The sequence below is a fragment of the Streptomyces sp. NPDC090032 genome, assembly GCF_044748025.1.
GTDB lineage: Bacteria > Actinomycetota > Actinomycetes > Streptomycetales > Streptomycetaceae > Streptomyces.
Genome location: NZ_JBIVFF010000004.1, coordinates 560,576 through 582,931 on the forward strand (window position 1 = coordinate 560,576; position 22,356 = coordinate 582,931).

A 22,356-nucleotide genomic window follows, 5' to 3' on the forward strand; every position below is an offset into this window, starting at 1 on the left:
GCCCGGCCGTGGGGGCGCGCCTGCCCGGCCGGGCAATCCAGTAAGGGCCGTCGGCGGTCCGTGAGACCCTTGGGGTATCCCTTCAAGGGATTACTGCCCGCCGACGGAAAGCCTTGTAGTGACCGCCACTGACCGCTCCATCGAGCTCATCACCACCGCCGCACAGGCGGCTGCCGACAAGCTCGCGCACGACATCATCGCGTACGACGTCAGCGATGTGCTGTCGATCACCGACGCCTTCCTGCTGGCCTCCGCGCCCAACGACCGCCAGGTCAAGTCGATCGTCGACGAGATCGAGGAGCGCCTGAACAAGGAGCTCGGCGCCAAGCCGGTCCGCCGCGAGGGCGACCGCGACGCCCGCTGGATCCTCCTCGACTACGTCGACATCGTCGTCCACGTCCAGCACAGCGAGGAGCGGGTCTTCTACGCCCTTGAGCGCCTGTGGAAGGACTGCCCCGAGCTGGAGCTTCCCGCGGACGCCAAGGCCACCCGCGGCAAGGCGGCGGAGCACGCCCAGGCGACGCAGGCCGCGGAGGAGGCCGTGGAGCTTCGCGAGCTGGGCGGAGAGCTGCGTTGACCGCCGCGGGCGCCGGCACCGGTCCGGCGGGGGGACCGGCCCGCGGACAGCGCGTCATCCTGTGGCGCCACGGCCAGACCGCCTGGAACCTGGAGCGCCGCTTCCAGGGCTCCACGGACATCGGCCTGACCGAGACCGGCGTCGCCCAGGCCCGCAGGGCCGCCCGGCTGCTCGCCTCGCTGAAGCCGGACGCCATCGTCGCGTCCGACCTCAGCAGGGCCGCCGCCACGGCCGCCGAACTGGCCGCGCTCACGGGCCTCGACGTCACGCACGACGAGGGCCTGCGCGAGACGTACGCCGGGAAGTGGCAGGGCCTCACCCACGACGAGATCATCGCCCGTTACGGCGACCAGTACGCCGCGTGGAAGCGCGGCGAGCCGGTGCGCCGCGGGGGTGGCGAGCTCGAGACGGAGGTCGCCGACCGGGCCGCTCCCGTCGTGTTGGGCCATGCGGAGAAGCTGCCGCAGGACGGCACGCTCGTCGTGGTCAGCCACGGCGGCACGATCCGCACCACCATCGGGCGCCTCCTCGGTCTCGAGTCCCACCACTGGGAAAGTCTGGGCGGCCTCTCCAACTGCTGCTGGTCCGTCCTCGGCCAGGGGGCACGCGGCTGGCGGCTGCTGGAGCACAACGCGGGCACGCTCCCGGAGCCGGTGCTCGGCGACGACGACTGAGCCCCCGACAGGGGCCGGACGGCCGGATTTCACTTTCCGGCAGGTCGCAGGCTAAAGTTCTTCTTGTTCGCAGCCGCGCAGAGCGGGGAGAACGCAAGGGGCTATAGCTCAGTTGGTAGAGCGCCTGCATGGCATGCAGGAGGTCAGGAGTTCAATTCTCCTTAGCTCCACAGTCGAAGCGTCCGCTTCACAAAGATCCCGTCCGGGTAAGGGCGGGATTTTTTGTTACCCGGCACACTTTTTCCAACTGCCTTGAGGCGCTTGGTGTCCCGGGGCGTATAGGTCTGCGGATGTGGTCCTCGTGTGTGGGTGTGTGCGTAACTGCTGGCCGGAGCGGGCGGACTCGGCGCCGTGTCCGGACCGGTACGCATGCGTCGCTGACCGTGACGCTCCGGCCGTGGCAGAATCGGACGGCCGGTAGAGGGTCGCGTCCGATCGACGAAGACGGCCCGACGGGAGGGAGAACGCGATGCCCGCGCGCATCACCGAGGCGGCCGACCGCCCCCTCGGCGTGACAGTGAGACCGGCCGAAGCAGCCCATTTTGGGCAGCACGTTCCTTCCCCCTCCTCTTCTCCGTCTTCTTTCTCTTTCCTCGACTGTCCGTCCTGCGGCTCCTTCCACGTCGCGCAGATGCTCGGCGACAACGGCGGGATCTCGTACGTGTGCACGGCCTGCGGCCACAGCTGGAGCTGATCGATGGGTGCACACAGGAGGAAGTGCGACTGGTGCGGCAGCGGCACGCCCATCGTCAGGGACATGGAGCCGGCCAACCCCGACTACCAGTACTGGTGCGAGGAGTGCGCGCGGGCGCTGATCATAAAGGGCGATCCGATCGAGACGTATCGGGAGCTGGAGGGCGAGCCGATCTACGGCCGGCTCCTCGACGAGCACTGCACGCTCAAGCGGTTCTATTCGTTCGCCACGGCCTGAGCCTGGCGTGAATTCGGGCAAATCGGACCAGGGTGGAAACGATTTGGTGATGCACCGGGTGCCCGGTAATGTTGGCGTCGCCGCCGGGGAAACCGGGCGACACGGTGAACATGCGGATCGATCGCATGGACGCGCGGGGCTATAGCTCAGTTGGTAGAGCGCCTGCATGGCATGCAGGAGGTCAGGAGTTCAATTCTCCTTAGCTCCACAGTAGATGGACATGAAGACGGGCCACCCGAACAGGGTGGCCCGTCTTCGTATGCCGTCAGCCGCGCCCGCTGCCCAGCGCTCGGCGCCCGCGGCCCGGCGGGAGCGCGGGCGGCAGGGCCGGGCGGGCCGGAGCCGCCGCCGGGTCCTCCTCGATACGCAGCGCCAGCGCGGGGCACCGGCGCACGGCCCGTACGGCGCGCGCCTCCGAATAGCGCGCCACCGGGGCCTCCGCCACCGAGGGATAGCCGTCGGGGCCCAGCTGGATCAGTTCCGGGATGATGTCCGCACACAGGCCGTGGCCCTCGCACAGCGTCCAGTCCACCGCGAGCCGCCGGCCGCTGGGGGACTCGCCCTGCGGTGCCTGAGTGTGCAGCGGCAGCACGCCCTGCACCGGACGCCCGCAGCCGCCGCCCAGGACGTGCGCGGCGAGATCGTCCGTGAACGCCGAGATCGTCGACTCCAGGAACGCCGCCGACCCGTCCGGGTGCTTGCACGCGCCGCGCCGCTTCACCGCCCTGGTGACCTGCTGGAGGGCTTCGAGGGCGGTGGGGCCGCCGCCGTTCAGGACGTCCTCCAGGCCGCGGGCCGCCGCCGGCAGACCCAGATAGCAGGGCCCGCACTGGCCCGCGCTCTCCGAGGCCAGCCACTGCGCCACCCGGAGCGCCTCGCCGAGCGGGCAGGTGTCCGGGCCGATCGGCAGGATCGCGCCCGCGCCGAGCGCGCCCCCGGCGGCATCCAGGGAGGCGCGGGAGACCACTGCCTCCTGCGCCGCGAAGGCGTCGAGCCACTTCCCGTGGTAGCCGCCCGTGAGCACGCCTTGGGGCATCGGCGGGGCGCCCGCGAGCTGGAGCACGTACCGCAGGGGCACCCCGGCCGGTACTTCGAGGACCATCGGGCGGGCGACGGCTCCGGAGAGGGTCAGCAGGATCGTGCCGGGCTCGTCGCGCAGGCCCGTGCGGCAGTAGCGCTCGGGCCCCGTGCGGGCGGCGACGGCGAGCTGGGCGAACGTCTCGGCGTTCGACAGCAGCGTGGGCGCGCCGCCCACCCCGGAGTCGGAGGCGCGCACCTTGCGGCCCGGGGGCACCGGGGGCCCGCCGTCCGCCGAGCGGATCAGGGCGGAGGACTCCCCGGTGACCATGCGTACGGGGTTGCGCTGCACGCGCGCGCGTAGCGGGGCGCCACGGCGGTTGGACAGGCCCCTTTCGAGGAGCGCGGCCTGCATGGACGCCTCGGTGGAGTCGCGGGTCACGCCCACCACGAGGGTGCGCGCGCCGAGCGCCTCGGCGACCAGGAGCGCGCCGTCGAGGATGAGGTGCGGGGCGCGGTTGATCAGCACCGTGTCCTTGCGGCAGGCGGGTTCGTCCTCGCTGCCGTTGACCACGACGACGGGGCGCACCCCGCGGCGTATCGCGGACTGGGCGACGGCGCGCAGCTTCTTGGCGAAGGGGAAGCCGGCGCCGCCGCGGCCGCGCAGGGATATCTGCCCGGCCAGCGCGGCCAGTTGCTCGCCGCCCATCGGTTCGAGCGGGCCGTGCACTTTCAGATGCATGTCGAGGTCGAGTCGCTCGACCAGGTCGAAGCCCGAGGTGAGCTGGGGGAGACCGACGACGCGGACTTCGGGGACGTCGGGCAGCGCGGTGTTCACTGAATGCCTCCGGGCGGCGTGTTCCAGGGCTCACCCGCGGCGGGGGCCTGGAACGGGCCGGGCAGCGTATCGGTGGCGGACTCTTCCTCGAAGCTCGGAATGCCGCCGTAGGGGGTGTCGAGCGTGGGGTCGTACGCCGAGGGGGGTGCCGGAGCGGGGGGCGGCGGGGACGGGGCCGGCCAGCGCTCGGGGGGCTCGGGGTCGACGAACGGGAGGGCCTCGGTGGGCTGGAGGTCCAGGAGGGTCAGCCGCTCCCCTGTGGGCGGGTCGCCGAAGAGGGGATCCACCGGGGCCGAGACCGCGCGGTAGGCGGCCGAGAAGCCGATGCCGGCGGTGGCGGGGCGCGGCTCGAAGGAGGGGCGAGGCTCGAACGCGGGGCGCGCCGGAGCCTCGTACAGCGGTGGCATGTCGGGGGACGGCATCGGGAGCGGGTTGTCGCGCGGTCGCGGCGGGGGCTCGCGGTTCACGTCGAAGCGGGCGTCGGACGGTGCGGGGCGGCCGGAGCCGCCGGGCAGCGGGGACTGGGTGACGTCCCTGCGGCGGGTGCCCTGCGTTCTGCCGTCGCCGTCGAGGAGCGCGAGGACGCGGGCGGCGACCTTGCGCTTGACCGGTCCGGGCGCCGCGCGCAGGGCGACCGCACCGCCCACCGCGATCAGGCACAGGCAGTAGAGGACGACCACGTAGGTCTTCGGCTGCCGGCCCGCGTACAGGCCGTGGATCAGCGCGGAGCACCAGGCGGGGTAGGCCAGCGTGTGCAGGGCGCGCCAGCGGGAGGCGATCTGGGCGGGCGACGCGAAGGCCTTGCGCAGGGCGCCGGTGACGCCGGTGGTCACCATCAGGAGCCCGGCGAGCGAGCCGAGGCCGATCAGGCCCGCGCTGCCGGTCACGCCGAGACCGAAGGGGATCAGCGCGCCGACCACGGACACGTGGTCGAGGGCCAGCTTGACGGTGACGTGCAGCAGCAGGAAGCCGATCGAGGCGACCGCCGTGGCCCGGTGCACGCCCTGGGAGAGCAGGCGCTGGCGCGAGGTCAGGAACAGCCGGTCGGAGGCGACCAGGCCCCAGACGACGGACGCCGTCAGGGAGACCAGGGACAGCACCCCGGTGGTGAAGTCGAGCGCGGCGCGGAATGCGTCGCTCCCGACGAGGACCACGAGGGGTATCAGCAGCAGTGCCGCCGCGCACAGGGCCCCTCGGGTCGTCCGGCTGGGAGCGGGGGACGGGCGGATCCTGCGGCGGGGGCGCCGGGTGTTTCGAAGCTGGGGGAACGGATTCAGCGGCTGCCCGTTCGTCGGGGAGTTGAACGGGGAGTTCAACGGGGAGTTCGGTGGAGGGTTCATGGGGGCGACTCCGAATGGTTCGGCAAAGTGGTCCCGCTGCCGCACTCTAGGTCCGCCCATACCGGCCAGTACGAGGTTTGAGTTATCTCGTTGTTATCTATCGGAGGTGTGGACTTTGTGTTGCCCCGATAGGGGTCGGTACGCGGAGTAACCCTTGGCCCATGCACCTTCCGAAGGCCTCCTTCGGTCCTCCCGAAGCCGTCCCGCGGCCCTCCCCGGGAAGCCCGTCGCGGCCCCTGCGGGCCCTGCGGTACCCTGACGCCATGCGTGCCGTACGCCTTCTGCTTAGTGAGCCGCGCTGATCAGTCCCGACCGCTGAGGATTCGCGGATCGGAATCGGCGCGGCGCCCCCTCCTGTGCGAGGGGCATTTTTGTTTGGCCAGCGCGGTCAGTTCCGTAAGCAGAGACGATCGATGGAGCTTTGAGGATCATGAGCGAGACGAATTCCGCTGCCGCTTCCGAGGTGGCCGCGCCGCACCGCTACACGGCGGCGATGGCCGCCGACATCGAGGCGCGCTGGCAGGACTTCTGGGACGCCGACGGCACGTACGAGGCGCCGAACCCGAGCGGTGACCTGGCGGGCGACACCGAGGCGGACAGGGCACTGGCCGCGAAGCCCAAGAAGTTCGTCATGGACATGTTCCCGTACCCCTCGGGTGCGGGCCTGCACGTCGGCCACCCGCTGGGCTACATCGCCACGGACGTCTTCGCCCGCTTCCAGCGCATGAACGGGCACAACGTCCTGCACACCCTGGGCTTCGACGCCTTCGGCCTGCCCGCCGAGCAGTACGCCGTGCAGACGGGCACCCACCCGCGCACGTCCACCGAAGCCAACATGGTCAACATGAAGTCCCAGCTGCGCCGGCTGGGTCTGGGCCACGACAAGCGCCGGTCGTTCGCCACGATCGACCCCGAGTACTACAAGTGGACCCAGTGGATCTTCGTCCAGATCTTCAACGCCTGGTATGACGACGAGGCCAAGAAGGCCCGTCCGATCGACCAGCTGATCGCGCAGTTCGAGAGCGGCGAGCGCGCCGTACCGGACTCCACGCGCGCGTGGCACGAGCTGACCGCGGCCGAGCGGGCCGACGTACTGAGCGAGTACCGGCTGGCGTACGCCTCCGAGGCGCCCGTCAACTGGTGCCCCGGTCTGGGCACCGTCCTGGCCAACGAGGAAGTCACCGCCGACGGCCGTTCCGAGCGCGGCAACTACCCCGTCTTCAAGGCCAAGCTGCGCCAGTGGAACATGCGCATCACCGCCTACGCGGACCGCCTGCTGGACGACCTGGACGCCCTGGACTGGCCCGAGGCCATCAAGCTGCAGCAGCGGAACTGGATCGGCCGCTCCGAAGGCGCCCGCGTCGACTTCCCCGTCGGCGACGAGGCCATCACCGTCTTCACGACCCGTCAGGACACCCTGTTCGGCGCCACGTACATGGTCCTGGCGCCCGAGCACGACCTGGTCGACCGGATCGTCCCCGCCGCCTGGCCCGAGGGCACGCACGACGTCTGGACAGGTGGCCACGCGACCCCCGCCGAGGCCGTCGCCGCCTACCGCAAGCAGGCCGCCTCGAAGTCCGACGTCGAGCGGCAGGCCGAGGCGAAGGACAAGACCGGCGTCTTCACCGGCGCGTACGCGACCAACCCGGTCAGCGGCGAGAAGGTCCCCGTCTTCATCGCCGACTACGTCCTGATGGGCTACGGCACCGGCGCGATCATGGCCGTCCCCGCCCACGACGCCCGCGACTTCGCGTTCGCGCGCGCCTTCGAGCTGCCGATGCGCTGCGTCGTGGAGCCCTCGGACGACCGCGGCACCGACCCCTCCACGTGGGACGACGCGTTCTCCTCCTACGAGGCGCGACTGGTCAACTCCGCGAGCGACGAGATCTCCGTGGACGGCCTGGGCGTCACCGATGCCAAGGCGCGCATGACGGAGTGGCTGGAGCGCACCGGCATCGGCCGCGGCACCGTCAACTTCCGCCTGCGTGACTGGCTGTTCAGCCGTCAGCGTTACTGGGGCGAGCCCTTCCCGATCGTCTACGACGAGGACGGTGTCGCGCACTCGCTGCCCGAGTCGATGCTGCCGCTGGAGCTGCCGGAGGTCGACGACTACAGCCCCCGCACCTTCGACCCGGACGACGCCGACACCCGGCCCGAGACCCCGCTGTCGCGCAACGACGACTGGGTCCACGTCACGCTGGACCTGGGCGACGGCCCCAAGAAGTACCGCCGCGAGACCAACACCATGCCCAACTGGGCGGGTTCGTGCTGGTACGAGCTGCGCTACCTGGACCCGAACAACAGCGAGAAGCTGGTCGACCCGGCCATCGAGCAGTACTGGATGGGCCCCCGCGAGGGCCAGCCCACCGGTGGCGTCGACCTGTACGTGGGCGGCGCCGAACACGCCGTGCTGCACCTGCTGTACGCCCGCTTCTGGTCGAAGATGCTGTTCGACCTGGGCCACATCTCGTCGGCCGAGCCGTTCCACAAGCTGTACAACCAGGGCATGATCCAGGCCTATGTGTACCGCGACAGCCGCGGCATCGCGGTGCCCGCCGCAGAGGTCGAGGAGCGCGACGGCGCGTACTACTACGAGGGCGAGAAGGTCTCCCGCCTGCTGGGCAAGATGGGCAAGTCCCTGAAGAACGCCGTCACGCCGGACGAGATCTGCGGCGAGTACGGCGCGGACACCCTGCGCCTGTACGAGATGGCGATGGGCCCCCTGGACGTCTCGCGGCCGTGGGACACGCGCGCGGTGGTGGGCCAGTTCCGTCTGCTGCAGCGCCTGTGGCGCAACATCGTCGATGAGACGAGCGGCGAGGTGACCGTCGTCGACACCGAGGACTCCGCCGTCGACGAGACCACGCTGCGTGCCCTGCACAAGGCGATCGACGGCGTCCGCCAGGACCTGGAGGGCATGCGGTTCAACACCGCCATCGCCAAGGTCACCGAGCTGAACAACCACCTGACCAAGGTGGGCGGCCCGCTGTCGCGCAGCGTGGCCGAGCGCCTGGTGCTGCTGGTCGCGCCGCTGGCCCCGCACGTCGCGGAGGAGCTGTGGCGCAAGCTGGGCCGCACCGACTCGGTCGTCCACCAGGACTTCCCTGTCGCCGACCCCGCGTACGTCGTGGACGAGTCCGTGACCTGCGTCGTGCAGATCAAGGGCAAGGTCAAGGCGCGCCTGGAAGTGTCCCCGTCGATCTCCGACGAGGAGCTGGAGAAGGCCGCCCTGGCCGACGAGCGGGTCGTCGCGGCGCTGGACGGCGCCGGCATCCGCAAGGTCATCGTGCGGGCGCCGAAGCTGGTGAACATCGTCCCCGCGTGATCGACAGCCACTCCGCCTAGCCGTCAGGTCGGCCGGATCAGGGTTGTTCCCTACGGGCAGGTTGGGGGTTCCGCTGGAACCTCCGGCCTGCCTTTTCCGTTTACGGTGGAAGAGGCGGACGGACCGCCGACCTTGTCGGGAGGAGCGTCATGGGAGAGGCCGTGATCGCGATCGTGGCGCTCATGTTCGTACTGTTCCTGGCCCTGGGCGCGTACGTGACGGTGAAGGTCGTCGGCGCAGCCAAGCGGGGAGTGGACCGCACGGTCGCGCAGGCCCGCCGGTCCGTCGAGGACACCACGCTCAAGGCGCGGACGTTCGTGCAGCCGGGCGCGGCCGGTGAGCTCGCCCAACTGCGGCTCAAGCTGCGTACGTCGATGAAGTCCACGCAGGACGCGCTCCACGCGCGTGTGGCCGAGGACGCCTCGCTCAAGGAGTCGCTGGACCTCTTCCGGCGGCTCAGCGTGCACGGGCATGAGCTGGACGACGACCTCAAGCGTCTTGAGAGCGAGCCGGACAAGGCGCACCTCGCCGAGCTCCTGCCCGATCTGCGCAAGCGGACGGAGCAGATCACCACGTCGGCCGACTCCCTGCGCCGGGCGGCCAGGGACCGCGCCCACCGGCTCGCCGACGACGACCTGGATTCCCTGAGCGCCCAGATCGACATCGAGGCGGGGGCGCTGCGGCACTGGACGACCGAACCTTCGCCCGAGCCCGCGCAGACGCCGCCCCCGTGGCCCGAGGCCCCGGCCCCGGAGCGCCCTGCCGCGCATCAGACCTGGCCAGGGACTCCGCAGGGCGGACAGGGCGAGGCCGACCGGCCCGCGCTCTCGCCCACCGATCCGCGCCCGGCCTATCCTTGGCAGAAGAAAGCCCGTCCGGAGAGCACGACTTGACGCGTGCCCGGGCCACCGGGGCCGGGCTGACGTCCACCGGCCCGGCCAGGTAATCTCCAGCTCATGTCCCGCCATGTCGCGATCGTCACGGATTCCACGGCCTACCTGCCGCAGCGGACGATGGAGCGCCACGGCATCATCGCGGTCCCCCTGACCGTGGTCCTTGGCGACCGGGCCCTGGAAGAGGGCGCCGAGATCTCCACCCGCTCACTCGCCGAAGCCCTGCAGAAACGCCGGCCGGTGACCACCTCCCGGCCCAGCCCCGAGATCTTCGCCGCCACCTACCGCAAACTGGCCGAAGAGGGTGCGACCAGCATCGTCTCGCTCCATCTGTCGTCCGAACTCTCCGGCACCTATGACGCCGCGGTCCTGGCTGCGCGCGAGGCGCCCGTGCCGGTCAGAGTCGTCGACACCGGAATGGTCGCGATGGCCCTCGGCTTCTGCGCTCTCACCGCGGCCGAGGTGGCCGACGGCGGCGGCACGGTCGACGAGGCCGTGACCGCGGCGGAGAAGCGGGCCGCCGCCACCTCCGCGTACTTCTACGTCGACACTCTCGACTACCTCCGCCGCGGCGGCCGTATCGGCGCCGCCCAGGCCCTCCTCGGCTCGGCGCTCGCGGTGAAGCCGCTGTTGCAGCTCGAAGGCGGTCGTATCGAGTTGCTCGAGAAGGTGCGCACGTCGTCGAAGGCGATCGCCCGTCTCCAGGAGATCGTCGCCGAGCGCGCCGGAACGAGCGAGGTCGACATCGCGGTGCACCATCTCGCCGCGCCGGAAAGGGCGGCGACTTTCGCGGAACGGCTGCGGGAGCGGGTGCCGGGGCTCATGGACCTGCATGTCAGCGAGGTCGGCGCGGTGATCGGGGCGCACACGGGGCCGGGGTTGCTGGGGGCGGTTGTCTCGCCTCGGTGAGGTGCCGGTGACCTTGGGCGCTCTTGTGGGTGACGGAGTTATCCACAACTGGCGGGTTGTCCCCGGGAATTGAGCAAGATCACCGCGGATTCGGCGGGGTGCCTAGCGTTCGTGGCATGGCACTTGAATCAGCACTTTCAGAGACAGCAGTACGTTCGGAGACGCTCGAGGCGGCTGCCGGAGACATGGCGCCGGGGGGAGCGTCGGGGACGTGGCAGCGGCGCAGGCGTGTGCGGCGGCGCTATCGGCAGGCGTCGGCCGAGGCGTTGAGGCTGCGGGCGGAGGCGCTGTTCGCGGAGGGACGGGTTGGGCCGCCGGGTTGGTCCGGTGCGCCGAGTCTTTCGCCCGGTCCACCGGCCGTGCCGAGTTCGCCGGATCCGCCTGAGTGGGTGCGGCCGCCTCTTCCACGGTGGGCCGGGACGGTGTCTTCACGTCCTCCTCGGTGGGCTCGGGCGGATACCGACGCCGATTCCGACGACGGCGGGGTACGTGTCGTGGGTGCGGCGCCGAGGGAGTTCACGGAGGACCGGGACGAACCGGCGGGCGAGACCGAGAGGAATACGCCCTCCTGGCGGGAGCGGGCCGGGCTTGCCGTGCGGGAGCGGCTGCCGCTGTGGGTGCAGACACGGTGTGGACTGGAGCGGCGGAGCGTGATCGCTCTGGTCGTGGTTCTGGTCGCCGCGGCGGGCTTCGCCGTCCAGCACTTCTGGGCCGGACGGGCTCAGCCGGTGGGCGCGCCCGAGGTGGTGCGTCCGGCGGTGCCCGACGAGGCGGCTGGTTCGTCCGGCGCGGGTCAGGCGGCGGACGCCGGGCCGTCGGCTCCGTCGTCGGGCGGTGCGTCGGCAGCGAGCGGTACGGACGGGGCGGCCGGGGCGCCTGCGGCGGGGATCGTCGTGGACGTCAGTGGGAAGGTGCGGAGTCCCGGGATTCATCGGCTGCCGGCCGGATCCAGGGTTGCCGACGCGTTGCGCGCCGCGGGTGGGATCCGTCCGGGAGTGGACCCCGGGGGAATCAACAGGGCGCGACTGCTGGCGGACGGCGAGCAGGTGGTCGTGGGCGCGCCGGCGGCACCGGGCGGGATCGGCTCAGGGGGTTCGGCGGGTTCGGCGGGCTCGGTGGGGTCTGCAGGCACGGGCGCCGGGGCCCCGGCGGCGGGGCCGATCGGTCTCAACACCGCTACTGCCGAGCAGCTCGACACGTTGCCGGGCGTCGGACCCGTGCTGGCCCAGCACATCATCGACTACCGCGTCGAGCACGGGGGTTTCCGTTCCGTCGACGAGCTGCGTGAGGTCAACGGCATCGGTGACCGGCGTTTCTCCGACCTTCAGAAACTCGTACGGCCATGAGCCGCACGGGAGTTGCACCGGCCTCGGACCCCTCCTTGGGTGACGCGAACCCTAGGCAGGAGGGCCCGGCAGACCTCCGGCTCGTCCCTCCGGCACTCGCGGCATGGGCCACCGCGGCGGTGACCTTGGACGCTCCGGCGGCCTGGGTGACGGCCCTGGCGCTGACTTGTGCGGCGGTGGCCGGAGCGTTGTTACTGGGAGGGGCGACGCGGGGGCGGGACGGAAGGACGGAGCCACGGTCCCAGGCGCTGTCCCCAGCGCCACAATGCCCAGCGTCACTACCCCAAGCGTCGCTATTGCCTGCGCCTGCGCCTGCGCCCGCGCCTGCGCCTGCGCCTGCGCCTGCGCCTGCGCCCGCGCCTGCGCCTGCGTCCCCGTCCCCGTCCCCGGAAGTACGGTCACCGTCACCCCGCCCTCCCCGTGGAGTGTTCTCGCTCCGGCCTCGCATGTCCGTGGCCGCCGTGCTGCTGTGCGTCGCCGCGTCCGGGGCCTCCGCAGCCCTGCATGGTGCGGATCTGACGCGAGGTCCCGTTCCTGGGCTCGCCCGGCAATTCGCCCGGGTGACAGCCGAGTTGGAGGTGACGGCGGATCCGAGGCTGACGCGTCCCCGGGTGCAGGGGGACCACGCGGCTCCCTCCTCCGTCGTCATCGCCGCCGACGTGCTGAGAGTCGGCGAGGCGGCGGGGGGCGGGTCCTCGGGCGCCGGGACGCGGGTGCGTACGCCGGTCCTGGTCCTCGTCGACGTGGACCGAGCCGCCGCGGGGACGACGCCGTGGCTGTCGCTCCTGCCCAGTACGCGGCTGGTCGTGCACGGAGGGCTGGCGCCCGCGTCGGCCGGTGGAGGCCGCGTCGCCGCCGTGCTCCGTGTCGGGCGGGACGAGAGCCCGCGGGTCGTCGGCGCGCCCTCCGCGGCTCAGCGGTTCGCGGGGAAGCTGAGGGGCGGGCTGCGGGAGGCGACCGAGGAGTTGCCGGCAGACGCGCGCGCGTTGCTTCCCGGGCTCGTAGTCGGGGACACCTCCCGGGTTCCGCCCGAGCTGCACGAGGCGTTCGAGGCCACCGACCTGTTGCACCTGACGGCGGTCAGCGGGGCGAACTTCACGATCCTGCTCGCCCTGCTCATCGGTCCGCCGGGCACCGCGCACCGGTCCGAGCGCCGTGGCCTCGCGCCGCGCCTCGGAGTCCCGCTGCGGGCGACCGCGCTGCTCGGCGGCGCGCTCACGCTCGGCTTCGTGATCGTGTGCAGGCCGGAGCCGAGCGTGCTCAGGGCGGCGGCCTGCGGCCTCGTCGCGCTGCTCGCCATCGCCACCGGGCGGCGCAGGTCCCTGATCCCGGCACTGGCGACGGTCGTACTGCTACTGGTGCTGTACGACCCCTGGCTGGCTCGGAGTTACGGGTTCCTGCTGTCTGTCCTGGCCACCGGTGCGCTGCTGACCCTCGCCCCGCGGTGGAGTGCGGCACTGCGTCGGCGGGGGTGTCCGCCGCGCCTGGCGGAGGCGCTCGCCGCGGCCGCCGCGGCGCAGGCCGTGTGTGCGCCGGTCGTTGCGGTCATCGCGTCCCGGGTGAGTCTGGTGGCGGTGCCCTGCAATCTGCTCGCGGAGTTCGCGGTCGCGCCGGCCACGGTGCTGGGGTTCGCCGCACTGGCCATCGCCCCGCTGGCGATGCCGGTCGCGAAGTTCTTTGCCTGGTGCGCGAGCTGGCCCGCCGGATGGATCGCGGACATCGCGCGCGCGGGTGCCGCACTGCCCGGCGGAGGCGTGGACTGGCCCGGTGGCCCGTCAGGCGGGCTGCTGCTCGCCGTGGTCACCCTGGGCGTGGTCCTCGTGGGCCGCAAGGTGCTCAAGTCCCCGTGGGCCATGGGGATGTGTGCGCTGCTCCTGATCCTCGTGGTCATTCAGCCGCGGCCCCTGACCCGGGTGATCACGGGGTGGCCGCCGCCGGACTGGCGGATGGTGATGTGCGATGTCGGGCAGGGCGACGCCTTGGTGCTCGCGGCGGGTGCGGGGACCGGGGTGGTGGTGGATGCGGGGCCGGATCCGGTGCTGGTCGACCGTTGTCTGCGCTCGCTCGGGATCACCCGGGTCCCGCTCGTCCTGCTGACCCACTTTCACGCGGACCATGTCGCGGGACTGCCTGGGGTGCTGCGGGGGCGCGAGGTGGGGGCGATCGAGACGACGGGGTTCGACGAGCCGCCTGAACAGGTCCGTTTCGTACGAGGGTTGGCTGCTGCCCGGCACATCACGATGACCCGAGCCGTCGCGGGGGAGGAGCGGCGGACGGGCCGGCTCGGATGGCAGGTGCTGTGGCCGCCGCCGCGACCCGCCCCCGACCCGGACGGTCCGAACGACGCGAGCGTCACCCTGCTGGTCCGCACCGCGGGTCTCACGCTGCTGCTTCTGGGCGACCTCGAACCACCGGCGCAGCGTGCCCTGTTGAGATCCCCCATGGCGGCGGCGCTGCCACCCGTGGACGTTCTCAAGGTCGCCCACCACGGCTCGGCCTACCAGGATCCGGTACTCCTGCGCCGGGTCGCGCCCCGCCTTGCCCTGATCTCCTGCGGCGAGGACAACCCGTACGGGCATCCGTCGGCCCGCACGGTCGCGGAGTTGCAGGCCGGTGGAGCTGCGGTCCTCCGGACGGACCGGGACGGGGCGTTGGCGGTCACCGGATCGGGGCGGGACAGGCGCGGGGCGGACCGTTCGGGCCAGGGAGAGGGGGCGGGGCTCGGGGTGGTGGCGGGCGGGTCGTGATGGGGGCACGTTCAGGCACGTCCCGGAGCCGAGCGCACGGTTACCGAGCGATTGAAATGCCTCTGAGGTGGCTAAACGGTCGTCAGTGGCGGGGCGGACCCGTTCGGTTCGTTCGTCGCGGCCGTGCCCGCCGGCGACTACCGGCTCGCGGTCACGGCGGAGGGCTACACGCCGTACCGGGAGAACGCCTCGGTCGGCGAAAGCACGCACTCCTCGCTCGGTGACGTGATGCTCCAGGTCGCTCAGCCGCCGGCCCTGCCCGTCGCCGGGGACTGGGAGATCGACGAGGCGATGCACTCATCGGTCGGGTTCACGGCGCGGCACGGCGGACTGGCCCGGATCCATACACGGTTCAACACGTTCGCGGGCGCACTGCGCACTGCGCGCTGCGCGCTGCGCATCGCCGAGCGGGTCGAGCGGTCCGTGATGCACGTGGTCATCGACGCGTCCTCCACCGACACGAACGTGAAGATGCGCGACGACCATCTCAGGTCGGCAGACTTCCTCGACGTGGACCACTTCCCGACGCTCGCGTTCTACAGCGAGCGGTTCGTGCACAAGGGCGGCAGCCGCTGGGCGATCACCGGCGCGCTCTCGCTGCACGGTGTGACCCGCACGGTCACGCTCGACGCGGAGTGCCTCGGCCTGGGCAATGGCATGGAGGGGGAGACCCGTGCCGCCTGCCGCGCCACTACGGAGTTGCACCGCGACGACTTCACGGTCAACTGGCAGACGATGCCCGCGCGCGGGATCGCGGCGGTCGACTCCAGCGTGAGGATCGAGCTCGACATCCAGATCGTCCCCAAGCGCTGACGCCGCCGCGGTGCGCTCAACCGCGGCACCCTCAGCTGGGCGCTCCCGGCGACGGCGCCCCAACTGTGGGCTCCCGGCGAGGGCGCCCCAACTGTGGGCTCCCGGCGAGGGCGCCCCAACTGTGGGCTCCAAGCGAGGGCGCCCCAACTGTGGCGCTTCCAACGAGGCGCGCCTCGACTGTGGTGCCCCAACTGCGGTGTCCCAACTGCGGCTCCCTCAATGGCCGGTCCCCGATGGCCCCGCCGCTAAGGCGCCTCGAGCCAGCCCTCGTGTTCCGAGGCGAATTCGTCGAGTGAGGCGGGGTCGAGGCGGCCGGCGGGGTCCTCGATCACCACCAGCCACTGGGCGTCCTCGGCGTCGTCCTCACCGGCCAGCGCATCCCGTACGAGCTGGGGCTCCTCGGTGACGCCGAACCGGTCGGGAAGCTCCTCGGCCACCTCCTCCGCGGCGTCGCGGTCGGGCAGCACCAGTACATGTCGTGCATCGGTCACCCGGCCATTCTCCGGCACGGAGGGGGATGTCAGTGCCGCGTGGGATGCTTGACCGCGATGGCCAGGAAGACTGCAACAGACGACGTGCTCGCCCCTGTCACCCTCGCCGTGGGGCAGGAGGACCTGCTGCTCGACCGCGCCGTGCAGCAGGTGGTGGCGGCCGCCCGCGCCGCCGACGCTGACACGGATGTGCGTGACCTCACGTCCGACCAGCTCCAGCCCGGCACGCTCGCCGAGCTGACCAGCCCGTCGCTCTTCGCCGAGCGCAAGGTCGTGGTCGTGCGCAATGCGCAGGACCTCTCGGCCGACACGATCAAGGACGTGAAGGGCTACTTCGCGGCGCCCGCCGAGGAGATCACGCTGGTGCTGCTGCACGCCGGCGGAGCCAAGGGCAAGGGGCTGCTCGACGCGGCCCGCAAGGCGGGGGCCCGCGAGGTCGCCTGCCCCAAGATGACCAAGCCCGCGGACCGGCTGTCGTTCGTGCGCAGCGAGTTCCGGGCGACCGGCCGTTCCGCGACGCCGGAGGCGTGCCAGGCCCTGGTCGACTCGATCGGCAGTGACCTGCGTGAGCTGGCGTCCGCCGTGACGCAGCTCGGCGCGGACGTCGAAGGCACCATCGACGAGGCGGTCGTCGCGCGGTACTACACGGGCCGGGCGGAGGCCTCCAGCTTCACCGTCGCCGACCGGGCCGTCGAGGGCCGCGCCGCGGAGGCGCTCGAGGCACTGCGCTGGTCGTTGTCGACGGGGGTGGCGCCCGTGCTGATCACCAGCGCGCTCGCGCAGGGGGTCCGTGCCATCGGCAAGCTGTCGTCGGCCCGCGGCGGCCGGCCCGCGGATCTCGCCCGCGAGCTGGGGATGCCGCCGTGGAAGATCGACCGGGTGCGCCAGCAGATGCGCGGCTGGACGCCGGACGGCGTGGCCGTCGCGCTGCGGGCCGTCGCCGAGGCCGACGCGGGCGTCAAGGGTGGCGGGGACGATCCCGAGTACGCCCTGGAGAAGGCCGTGGTCACCATCGCCCGGGCCGCCCGCTCCCGCCGCGGCTGAGCCCCCACCCAAACCCGCAGGCCACCGTCGCCACGCTCAGGCCCAGGCCCCCGCACCCGGCGACGGCCGAGGCGCAAGCCCGCCGGCCAACGTGCAGGCTCCTCGGCTCACATGTCCCCGCACCACGCCCAAGCACTCGCACCCGGCGACGGGCCGACCCGCAGGGCGCCCCCCGTATCCCCGCTCCCGGCGACGGCCGACGCGCAAGCCCGCCGGCAACGTGCAGGCTCCTCGGTTCACGCGCCCCCGCACCACGCCCAAGCCCTCGCACCCGGCGACGGGCCGACCCGCAGGGCGCCCCCCGTATCCCCGCTCCCGGCGACGGCCGACCCGCAAGACCCCGGCCCGCCACCTCCAGGCCCTCCGGCCCGCCACCTCCAGGCCCTCCGGCCCGCCACCTCCAGGCCCTCCGGCCCACCACCCGCAACGCCTCCGCCCCTTCCCCCGCTCCCGGCGACGCCCGACCCGATAGCCCCGGCGCACGTGCAGGCCGCCCAGGCCCACGGCCAGCCCCAGCCTCCCGCCACGCCCCCCAGTACGAGCCCCCCCGCACAAGCCCCCGCACCCCCCACACGCCAAAAACCCCGCCCAGCCATCCTGGGGAAGGACAGCTGTGCGGGGTCTTGGGTTCAAGCTCGGTGGATCCGCACCCGCGTGGCGAACGCAGTCGCGTGCAGATCCGGGGTGCCGGTCGGGAGCGGAGAGAGAGGGCCCGCTCGGGTCCGTCCGGCGATCACATCAAAGGAGTGTGCCCGTCCCGTGAGGGAGTGGGTACTCAGCCGTTGAGGGAAGAAGCCTTGGAAGCAAGCGCCGACTTCTTGTTGGCGGCCTGGTTCTTGTGGATGACGCCCTTGGAGACGGCCTTGTCGAGCTGGCGCGAAGCCTCGCGCGTGAGCTCCGCGGCCTTCTGGGTGTCACCCGCGGCAACGGCCTCGCGGGCCTTGCGGATCGCGGTCTTCAGGGAGGACTTGACAGCCTTGTTGCGCTGACGAGCCTTCTCGTTGGTCTTGATCCGCTTGATCTGGGACTTGATGTTCGCCACGAAATGAGCCTTTTCAGGTTCAGGCACGCGAGCTCACGCCCACGCGCCGGTGATTTCTCTTGAGGCGCCTCGTGCTGAGAGGGCATGAGGCACAGCTGTCAACGGTACCAGTCGCGCTCCGAGCGGCCCAAACCGGGCGCAGTCCCGCGTCCGTGGGACCATGGAACCTACGTAACGATCCGACCCGAGGCGACAGGCGCCTCAAGAGACAGGACCCTGCGTGCCCGCGACCCCTAACAATGTGCCCGCGCCGAGCCGTACCGCCCCGGCTCTGATCCGCAATTTCTGCATCATCGCGCACATCGACCACGGCAAGTCCACGCTCGCCGACCGGATGCTCCAGCTGACCGGTGTGGTCGAGCAGCGGCAGATGCGTGCTCAGTACCTCGACCGGATGGACATCGAGCGCGAGCGCGGCATCACGATCAAGTCCCAGGCGGTGCGTCTGCCCTGGGCCCCGAGCGAGGACCCGGGCAAGACCCACATCCTCAACATGATCGACACCCCGGGGCACGTGGACTTCACGTACGAGGTTTCACGGTCCCTCGCGGCCTGTGAGGGCACGGTCCTGCTCGTCGACGCGGCCCAGGGCATCGAGGCGCAGACTCTCGCCAACCTCTATCTGGCGATGGAGAACGACCTCAAGATCATCCCGGTTCTCAACAAGATCGACCTGCCGGCCGCCCAGCCCGAGAAGTTCTCCGAGGAGCTCGCGAACCTCATCGGCTGCGAGCCCGACGACGTGCTGAAGGTCTCCGCGAAGACCGGCATGGGCGTCGAGGCGCTGCTCGACAAGGTCGTCGCCGAGATCCCGGCCCCGGTCGGTGTCGCCGACGCGCCCGCCCGCGCGATGATCTTCGACTCCGTGTACGACTCCTACCGCGGCGTCGTGACGTACGTACGAGTCGTCGACGGCCAGCTCAACAAGCGTGAGCGGATCCGGATGATGTCCACCGGCGCCACCCACGAGCTGCTGGAGATCGGCGTCTCCTCGCCGGAGATGACCCCGGCCGACGGCATCGGCGTCGGTGAGGTGGGCTACATCATCACCGGCGTGAAGGACGTGCGGCAGTCCAAGGTCGGTGACACGATCACGTCCCTGCACAACGGCGCCACCGTGGCACTCGGCGGCTACAAGGACCCGAAGCCGATGGTCTTCTCGGGCCTCTATCCGCTGGACGGTTCGGAGTACCCGGACCTGCGCGAGGCCCTCGACAAGCTGCAGCTCAACGACGCCGCGCTCGTCTACGAGCCGGAGACCTCGGCCGCCCTCGGCTTCGGCTTCCGCGTCGGCTTCCTCGGCCTGCTCCACCTCGACGTGATCCGTGAGCGCCTGGAGCGCGAGTTCGGGCTCGACCTCATCGCCACCGCGCCCAACGTGGTATACCGCGTGGCGATGGAGGACGGCAGCGAGCACACGGTCACCAACCCGAGCGAGTTCCCCGAAGGCAAGATCGACAAGGTCTTCGAGCCGGTCGTGCGTGCCACGATCCTCGCCCCCAGCGAGTTCATCGGCTCGATCATGGAGCTCTGCCAGACCCGCCGCGGCACGCTGCTCGGCATGGACTACCTCTCCGAGGACCGCGTCGAGATCCGCTACACGCTGCCGCTCGCGGAGATCGTCTTCGACTTCTTCGACCAGCTGAAGTCCAAGACGCGCGGCTACGCGTCCCTGGACTACGAGCCCACCGGCGAGCAGGACTCCAGCCTGGTCAAGGTCGACATCCTGCTGCACGGCGACAAGGTCGACGCCTTCTCGGCCGTCACGCACAAGGACGCGGCCTACGCGTACGGGGTGCGGCTCGTCGCCAAGCTGCGCGAGCTCATCCCGCGGCAGGCCTTCGAGGTGCCGATCCAGGCCGCCATCGGCTCCCGGGTCATCGCCCGCGAGACGATCCGCGCCATCCGCAAGGACGTCCTCGCCAAGTGCTACGGCGGTGACATCTCCCGTAAGCGCAAGCTGCTCGAGAAGCAGAAGGAGGGCAAGAAGCGCATGAAGATGGTCGGCTCCGTCGAGGTGCCGCAGGAAGCCTTCATCGCCGTGCTCTCCAGCGACGACAACGGTACGAAGAAGAAGTAGGCCGGTCGTCACGGCAGTCCGGTCGGTTGCCACGGCAGTCCGGTCGGTTGCCGCGGCAGTCCGGTCGGTCGTCACAGCTGTCCGGGGCCCGTCGCGCGTCAGTGCGGCGGGCCTCTTGTTTTCCCGGCATTGTTGTGCGGGCCTTTTGTGGGGGCCGTGTGTACAGCGGCTGTCGACAAGAAGTGACAGGCTGCGGCCCCTTACGCACCGGGCGACCGCGCTCTACTCTGATCACTGCTCGGTAGTTACTCGCCAGTTAAACAACAGCCGCCAACAGCCAGCCGCGCCCAGTCTCGCCGCGCTGCCGCGGGCCCCCGGAGGACGTCGTGAGCGACACACAGACCCTGATCGAGAACCGGCCGCCGTCCGTGGCGGCCCTCTTCCTGGAGCGCGTGGCGGCCACGCCCGATACCGAGGCCTATCGCTACCCGGTGCCATCGGCCTCCGGTGAGGGCCCCGACGAGTGGAAGTCGCTGAGCTGGGCGCAGGCCTCGACGCGGGTCTACGCCATCGCGGCCGGCCTGATCGAGCTCGGCGTGCAGCCGGAGGAGCGCGTCGCGCTCGCCTCCTCCACACGGGTCGAGTGGATCCTGTCCGACCTCGGCATCCTGTGCGCGGGCGCCGCGACGACCACCGTGTACCCGCAGACCAACGCCGAGGAGTCGGCGTTCATCCTCGCGGACTCGGACAGCAAGGTCCTGATCGCCGAGGACGCCGCGCAGCTGGCCAAGGCCCGCGAGCGCCGGGCCGAACTGCCCGACCTCGCCCATGTCGTCGTCATCGACGAGGCCGGGGTCGAGCCGGACGCCGCGGACCCCGAGGGCTGGCTGCTCACGCTCGCCGACCTGGAGAAGCGGGGCGCCGCTTACCTGGAGAAGCACCCGCACCTGATCAAGGAGAAGGTCGGCGCGATCACCGCGGACCAGCTCGCGACGCTGATCTACACCTCCGGCACCACCGGCCGGCCCAAGGGCGTGCGGCTCCCGCAGGACAACTGGTCGTACATGGCGAAGGCCATCGCCGGGACCGGCCTGGTCGGCCCGGACGACGTGCAGTACCTGTGGCTGCCCCTCGCGCACGTCTTCGGCAAGGTCCTCACCTCCGGGCAGATCGAGGTCGGACACGTCACCGCCGTGGACGGCCGCGTCGACAAGATCATCGAGAATCTGCCGATCGTGCAGCCGACGTACATGGCGGCCGTCCCGCGCATCTTCGAGAAGGTCTACAACGGGGTCGCGGCCAAGGCGCGGGCCGGCGGTGGCGCCAAGTACAAGATCTTCCAGTGGGCGGCCGAGGTCGCACGCGAGTACGCGAAGGCCAGCCAGGACAACTTCCGCAGGACCGGTTCGGCCTCGGTGCCGTTCGCGCTCGGTGCGAAGCACAAGGTCGCCGACGCGCTCGTGTACTCCAAGCTGCGCGAGGCGTTCGGCGGCCGGCTGCGCGCCTGTGTCTCCGGCTCCGCCGCGCTCGCCCCCGAGATCGGTTACTTCTTCGCCGGCGCGGGCGTGCACATCCTGGAGGGGTACGGCCTCACGGAGACCTCCGCCGCGTCCTTCGTCAACCCCGGCGAGGCGTACCGCACCGGCACGGTCGGCAAGCCGCTGCCCGGCACCGAGGTGCGGATCGCGGACGACGGCGAGATCCTGCTGCGCGGCCCCGGCGTCATGGAGGGCTACCACGGGCTGCCCGAGAAGACGACCGAGGTCCTCGAGTCCGACGGCTGGTTCCACACCGGCGACATCGGTGAGCTGTCGCCCGACGGCTACCTCAAGATCACGGACCGCAAGAAGGACCTCATCAAGACCTCGGGCGGCAAGTACATCGCGCCCGCCGAGGTCGAGGGCCAGTTCAAGGCCGTGTGCCCGTACGTCTCGAACATCCTGGTGCACGGCGCCGACCGGAACTTCTGCACGGCGCTCATCGCCCTGGACGAGCCGTCGATCCTGGAGTGGGCCAAGGACAACGGCCTGGGGGGCAAGTCGTACGCCGATGTGGTCGCCGCCCCCGCCACGGTCGAACTGGTCGAGGGCTACGTCAAGGAGCTCAACCTGGGCCTCCAGAAGTGGCAGACCATCAAGAAGTTCAAGCTCCTGCCGCGCGACCTCGACATCGAGCACGGCGAGCTGACCCCGAGCCTGAAGCTGAAGCGGCCGGTCGTCGAGCGCGAGTACGGGCACCTGATCGACGAGATGTACGCGGGCTCGCGCGAGAAGTGACGCCCGGCGTCACCGCTTGGACGTTCCACGTCACCGCTTGAAAGATGCGTCGCGGTCCGGCACTTCGGTGTCC

General features: G+C 71.2%; 16 protein-coding genes, 2 tRNA genes and 1 pseudogene. 15 read left to right on the forward strand and 4 right to left on the reverse strand.

Annotation, left to right across the window (positions count from 1 at the left end):
* The first annotated feature begins 118 nt into the window (after positions 1-118).
* From rsfS to ACIPWY_RS12440, 6 genes are all read left to right on the forward strand, one after another.
* Positions 119-577 carry a ribosome silencing factor gene (gene rsfS / locus ACIPWY_RS12415; protein WP_362902558.1) on the forward strand — a complete coding sequence of 153 codons (459 nt, stop codon included), beginning with the start codon at positions 119-121 and terminating at the stop codon, positions 575-577.
* The gene (locus tag ACIPWY_RS12420) at positions 574-1,251 is read left to right on the forward strand and encodes a histidine phosphatase family protein (RefSeq protein WP_362902560.1); all 678 of its coding nucleotides are present in this window, start codon (positions 574-576) and stop codon (positions 1,249-1,251) included. Before rsfS ends, ACIPWY_RS12420 begins: the two co-directional genes overlap by 4 nt.
* Before the next feature lie 97 nt (positions 1,252-1,348).
* Positions 1,349-1,421: transfer RNA gene (locus ACIPWY_RS12425), tRNA-Ala, on the forward strand.
* Between the two features lie 299 nt (positions 1,422-1,720).
* Positions 1,721-1,945, forward strand: coding sequence for a hypothetical protein (locus tag ACIPWY_RS12430; RefSeq protein ID WP_362902562.1), 225 nt, complete (start codon positions 1,721-1,723; stop codon positions 1,943-1,945).
* 3 nt (positions 1,946-1,948) lie between these two features.
* A complete protein-coding gene (locus ACIPWY_RS12435) occupies positions 1,949-2,182 on the forward strand; it encodes a hypothetical protein (protein WP_362902564.1) in 234 nt (77 codons plus the stop codon).
* A 135-nt stretch (positions 2,183-2,317) separates the two neighbouring features.
* Positions 2,318-2,390 (forward strand) — tRNA-Ala (locus ACIPWY_RS12440).
* Between the two features lie 57 nt (positions 2,391-2,447).
* Here the strand turns inward: ACIPWY_RS12440 and ACIPWY_RS12445 are convergent.
* On the reverse strand, positions 2,448-4,037 hold the full coding sequence (locus tag ACIPWY_RS12445; RefSeq protein ID WP_393701979.1) for an NADH-ubiquinone oxidoreductase-F iron-sulfur binding region domain-containing protein: 1,590 nt from the start codon (positions 4,035-4,037) through the stop codon (positions 2,448-2,450).
* Positions 4,034-5,377, reverse strand: coding sequence for a cytochrome b/b6 domain-containing protein (locus ACIPWY_RS12450; RefSeq protein ID WP_362902568.1), 1,344 nt, complete (start codon positions 5,375-5,377; stop codon positions 4,034-4,036). Before ACIPWY_RS12450 ends, ACIPWY_RS12445 begins: the two co-directional genes overlap by 4 nt.
* Positions 5,378-5,807: 430 nt before the next feature.
* Here ACIPWY_RS12450 and leuS point away from each other — a divergent pair, with 430 nt between their 5' ends.
* From leuS to ACIPWY_RS12480, 6 genes and pseudogenes are all read left to right on the forward strand, one after another.
* Entirely contained in the window at positions 5,808-8,702 is a 2,895-nt protein-coding gene (gene leuS, locus ACIPWY_RS12455) for a leucine--tRNA ligase (RefSeq protein WP_393701981.1), read from the forward strand.
* Between the two features lie 149 nt (positions 8,703-8,851).
* Positions 8,852-9,595, forward strand: a complete 744-nt coding sequence (locus ACIPWY_RS12460) for a hypothetical protein (RefSeq protein WP_362902572.1) — start codon at positions 8,852-8,854, stop codon at positions 9,593-9,595.
* Positions 9,596-9,658: 63 nt separating this feature from the next.
* Positions 9,659-10,504 (forward strand): DegV family protein, encoded by an 846-nt coding sequence (locus tag ACIPWY_RS12465; RefSeq protein ID WP_362902574.1) that lies wholly within the window; start codon positions 9,659-9,661, stop codon positions 10,502-10,504.
* Between the two features lie 185 nt (positions 10,505-10,689).
* Positions 10,690-11,850 (forward strand): helix-hairpin-helix domain-containing protein, encoded by a 1,161-nt coding sequence (locus tag ACIPWY_RS12470; protein ID WP_401533090.1) that lies wholly within the window; start codon positions 10,690-10,692, stop codon positions 11,848-11,850.
* Positions 11,847-14,597, forward strand: coding sequence for a ComEC/Rec2 family competence protein (locus ACIPWY_RS12475; protein ID WP_401533034.1), 2,751 nt, complete (start codon positions 11,847-11,849; stop codon positions 14,595-14,597). Before ACIPWY_RS12470 ends, ACIPWY_RS12475 begins: the two co-directional genes overlap by 4 nt.
* A 78-nt stretch (positions 14,598-14,675) precedes the next feature.
* Positions 14,676-15,410: pseudogene (locus tag ACIPWY_RS12480) on the forward strand (YceI family protein); the annotation flags it as partial.
* Between the two features lie 245 nt (positions 15,411-15,655).
* Here the strand turns inward: ACIPWY_RS12480 and ACIPWY_RS12485 are convergent.
* Positions 15,656-15,901, reverse strand: coding sequence for a hypothetical protein (locus tag ACIPWY_RS12485; protein WP_362902578.1), 246 nt, complete (start codon positions 15,899-15,901; stop codon positions 15,656-15,658).
* Positions 15,902-15,958: 57 nt separating this feature from the next.
* Here ACIPWY_RS12485 and holA point away from each other — a divergent pair, with 57 nt between their 5' ends.
* On the forward strand, positions 15,959-16,945 hold the full coding sequence (gene holA / locus ACIPWY_RS12490) for a DNA polymerase III subunit delta (RefSeq protein WP_362902580.1): 987 nt from the start codon (positions 15,959-15,961) through the stop codon (positions 16,943-16,945).
* Positions 16,946-17,720: 775 nt separating this feature from the next.
* Here holA and rpsT read toward each other — a convergent pair.
* Positions 17,721-17,987 (reverse strand): 30S ribosomal protein S20, encoded by a 267-nt coding sequence (rpsT, locus tag ACIPWY_RS12495; protein ID WP_362902582.1) that lies wholly within the window; start codon positions 17,985-17,987, stop codon positions 17,721-17,723.
* Between the two features lie 220 nt (positions 17,988-18,207).
* Here rpsT and lepA point away from each other — a divergent pair, with 220 nt between their 5' ends.
* A complete protein-coding gene (lepA, locus tag ACIPWY_RS12500) occupies positions 18,208-20,067 on the forward strand; it encodes a translation elongation factor 4 (RefSeq protein ID WP_362902583.1) in 1,860 nt (619 codons plus the stop codon).
* Positions 20,068-20,393: 326 nt separating this feature from the next.
* Positions 20,394-22,283, forward strand: coding sequence for a long-chain fatty acid--CoA ligase (locus tag ACIPWY_RS12505; protein ID WP_362902585.1), 1,890 nt, complete (start codon positions 20,394-20,396; stop codon positions 22,281-22,283).
* The last annotated feature ends 73 nt before the right edge of the window (positions 22,284-22,356 follow it).

What these genes read in the sequence shown, in the direction of transcription:
- ACIPWY_RS12435 (WP_362902564.1), top strand. Translation starts at nt 1,949, where the DNA reads ATGGGTGCACACAGGAGGAAGTGCGACTGGTGCGGCAGCGGCACGCCC.
- leuS (WP_393701981.1), top strand. Translation starts at nt 5,808, where the DNA reads ATGAGCGAGACGAATTCCGCTGCCGCTTCCGAGGTGGCCGCGCCGCAC.
- ACIPWY_RS12475 (WP_401533034.1), top strand. Translation starts at nt 11,847, where the DNA reads ATGAGCCGCACGGGAGTTGCACCGGCCTCGGACCCCTCCTTGGGTGAC.
- holA (WP_362902580.1), top strand. Translation starts at nt 15,959, where the DNA reads ATGGCCAGGAAGACTGCAACAGACGACGTGCTCGCCCCTGTCACCCTC.
- ACIPWY_RS12465 (WP_362902574.1), top strand. Translation starts at nt 9,659, where the DNA reads ATGTCCCGCCATGTCGCGATCGTCACGGATTCCACGGCCTACCTGCCG.
- ACIPWY_RS12430 (WP_362902562.1), top strand. Translation starts at nt 1,721, where the DNA reads ATGCCCGCGCGCATCACCGAGGCGGCCGACCGCCCCCTCGGCGTGACA.
- ACIPWY_RS12460 (WP_362902572.1), top strand. Translation starts at nt 8,852, where the DNA reads ATGGGAGAGGCCGTGATCGCGATCGTGGCGCTCATGTTCGTACTGTTC.
- ACIPWY_RS12450 (WP_362902568.1), bottom strand. Translation starts at nt 5,377, where the DNA reads ATGAACCCTCCACCGAACTCCCCGTTGAACTCCCCGTTCAACTCCCCG.
- ACIPWY_RS12470 (WP_401533090.1), top strand. Translation starts at nt 10,690, where the DNA reads ATGGCGCCGGGGGGAGCGTCGGGGACGTGGCAGCGGCGCAGGCGTGTG.